The sequence below is a fragment of the Frankia sp. CcCS3 genome (assembly GCF_977927575.1).
The window spans coordinates 1-2,724 of the sequence record NZ_CDWRCL010000353.1 but is presented as its reverse complement, the minus strand read 5'-3'; the positions used below and the strand labels follow the sequence as shown (position 1 = coordinate 2,724).

The window sequence follows — 2,724 nt, the reverse complement described above, 5'->3', positions numbered from 1 at the left end:
ATCAGCGACAGATCCCCGGAACTGACCCGCTTCATCAACGGCGTGCTGGCCCGCGCGATCGCCGACGGCACCTGGAAACGACTGGCCCGGCAGTGGCTGTCGGCACCGTTCGCCCCGCCGCCGGCGCCACCGGTCGCCCGCTACCGGGACTGACCGGTGGTGATCTCTCGGTAGGAGGTGGGCGTGGTCCTGACCCGGCTGCGTCCGGCCCCGTCGCTCCCCATCTCGACCCCGCCCCCGATCTCGACCCCGATCTCGACCGAGGAGTGTGCGTGAACGCGGTCATCCCCTGCCCGGAGCCGGACTGCGAGGGCGTCGTCGAGGACGGGTCGCGGACCGCACCGAGCCGGCTGGGCGCGGGCCTGGTCGAGGTACCCGGGCTCGACGTGCCCGAGCGCGACGTGCCGGACCCGACGTCGATGCTGCTGGCAGACCCGCAGATCCCGGAACGGCGGCGGGCCTGCGCCGGGTGCGGCGCGCCGGTGGGACGCTCCCGGGGCCGCCGGCCCGCGCGTCCCGAGGGCTTCTGCCCGGGATGCGGCCAGCCGTTCTCGTTCCGTCCCACGCTGCACGCCGGTGACCGCGTCGGGCCGTACGAGATCGCGGGGGCCCTCGCGTACGGCGGCCAGGGCTGGATCTACCTCGCCCGGGACCCGGGCGTCGCGGAGGACTCCTGGGTCGTGCTCAAGGGCCTGCTCGACTCCGGCGACCGCGAGGCGCAGGCCGCGGTCATCGCCGAGCGCCGGTTCCTGGCCTCCGTCGACCACCCGGCGATCGTGCGGATCTTCACCTTCGTCGAGCATGCCGGCACGGGCTACATCGTGATGGAGTACGTCGGCGGCACCTGGCTACGGGAGGTGCTGCGCCGGCGTCGGGCCGACGCCGGCCGGCCCGACCCGCTGCCGGCCGCCCAGGCCGTCGCCTACCTCCTCGCGGTGCTGCCCGCCTTCGCCTACCTGCACCGGAACGGCCTGGTGTTCGGCGACTTCACACCCGACAGCGTGATGCTCGGCCGGGAGACGCTGCGCCTGATCGACCTCGGCGCGGTCCGTCGCCTCGATGACGGTGCCGTAGCCGGTGCCGGCTACGGCACCCCCGGCTACCAGGCACCCGAGGTGCCCACCACCGGCCCCTCGGTCGCCTCCGACCTGTTCGCCGTGGGACGCACGCTCGCGACCCTCATCCTGGACTTCCGCGGCAACACCTCGACCTACCTGCACACGATGCCACCGGCGACGGGCCATCCCGTCCTCGCCCGGCACGAATCGCTGTACCGGTTCCTACTCAAGGCGACCGCACCCGATCCCGACCGCCGCTTCACCGGCGCCGAGGAGATGCACGACGAACTGCTGGGGGTGCTGCGGGAGATCGTCGCGGCCGAACGCGGGACACCGGCCCCGGCGCCGAGCCGGCGGTTCACCGGCGACGTCCACCCCACCGGCGAAGGCGGCCTCACCGACGCCGACCCCACCGCGCTGCCGCCGTGGTCGGTGCTGCCCCGGCTGTGGGCCGACCCCGACGACCCAGCGGCAGGCCCACTTACCGCCCTACCGGACCTCGCGCCCGAGCAGCTCGCCGAGCTGCTCGAGGCGACGGGAACCACCAGCGTCGGGGCGCGCCTGCGCCTGGCCGACCTGCGGATGCGCCTGGGCCGGCCCGCAGCCGCCCGCGAGGTGCTCGCCGAGATCGAGGCGGAGGACCCCTTCGAATGGCGGGTGGACTGGCAGCGCGGGCTGCTGGCACTCGCCGACGGCGACACCGCCGCGGCCCGCGCCGCGTTCGACCGGGTCTACGCCGAAGTCCCGGGCGAGCTCGCGCCGAAGCTGGCACTGGCGCGCACCGCGGAGGCCTCCGGCGACCTCCCCCGGGCGCAGCAGCTGTACGATCTGGTATCGCGCACCGACGACGCGTTCACCGGTGCGGCGTTCGGGCTGGCGCGGGTGCGGATCGCCGCGGGCGACCGCGACGGTGCGGTGGCCGCCTACCGCCGGGTACCACCGGCCTCGGCCGCCCACGTCGACGCCCAGATCCGGCTGGCCCGGATACTCGGCACAGTGACCGTGGCCGGCGTCCCCGACCGGGCCGGCGTCATGGCCGCGTCGGACGTGCTGGCCGGCCTGGGCCTCGACCCGGGCCACCGGGCCGCCCTCATCCGGGATCTGCTGACCACCGCGCTCGACCTGGTGGCGGCCGGCACGCTCCCGGTGGATCCGGACGTCACGGTCGCCGGTGCCGCACTGCGGGAACCGGACCTGCGCTTCGGCCTGGAACGCGCCTACCGGGAGCTCGCCCGGCTGGCCGCGACCACCGACGAGCGGTACGCCCTCATCGACCTCGCCAACCGTGTCCGCCCGCGGACCCTGGTATGAACGCCGGACGGCGGCCGGGCCCAGCGCCGGGGCCGCGGGACCCCGGTACATCGCAACCCGGCATGGCGGACCCCGGCCTGGCGCGGCACTGCCCCGGCTGCGCGGCGCAGGTCCTTCCCGACGACCGGTTCTGCGAGCGCTGCGGCGTGGCCCTGACGGCGGCCGGCCGCGAGCCCGGCGACCGGATCGGCGTCGACCTGACGATCGCGGCCGGCGTGTCGGACCGCGGCCTCGTCCACCGGAGCAACGAGGACGGGTTCGCCCTCGCCGTCGTCGGCCCGCCCGACCCAGCCGACCTGCCCGGCCCGGCCCGCCCGGCGGTCGTGGCGGTCGTGTGCGACGGGGTGTCGACGGC

General features: G+C 75.7%; 1 protein-coding gene and 1 pseudogene. Both read left to right on the top strand.

The genetic code is table 11. From position 1 onward, the window contains the following. The first annotated feature begins 272 nt into the window (after positions 1–272). The gene (locus AC08OQ_RS19085; protein ID WP_476605367.1) at positions 273–2,369 is read left to right on the top strand and encodes a serine/threonine-protein kinase; all 2,097 of its coding nucleotides are present in this window, start codon (positions 273–275) and stop codon (positions 2,367–2,369) included. Between the two features lie 62 nt (positions 2,370–2,431). Then, a pseudogene (locus AC08OQ_RS19080) lies at positions 2,432–2,724 on the top strand (protein serine/threonine phosphatase 2C family protein); the annotation flags it as partial.